The 276-nt window shown below is 60.5% G+C and carries 1 pseudogene; it reads right to left on the reverse strand.

The annotated features are described in order from the left end of the window. Positions 1-276 (reverse strand): annotated as a pseudogene (locus tag SB765_RS29440) (hypothetical protein); the annotation flags it as partial.

Here is a 276-nt window from a genome sequence, read left to right on the forward strand (position 1 = left end):
GCACTTGGTCGATGGTGTAGAGGGTGTTGATGTCCAGGGTCGGAAACAGCGGTACAAAATCGGCAACGGCCGCGCTTTTCAGCTGAGCCTGGCTCGGCTTTTTCAACTCGCCGACGGCGGTGTTGAACGGTGCGGTTTTGGCGTTCTTGGTCACCGCCTTGGCCTTGCCCTTCATCGCGTCCAGCAGCTTTTGCCGAAGCTCGGCCGAGACCGGCACCGCTTCGATCGTGCCGCCAGGTTTGAGCGCGTCAACCACAGCTTGGTTGACCGTACCAG

It is taken from the genome of Pseudomonas sp. SIMBA_067, assembly GCF_046534675.1.
GTDB lineage: Bacteria > Pseudomonadota > Gammaproteobacteria > Pseudomonadales > Pseudomonadaceae > Aquipseudomonas > Aquipseudomonas putida.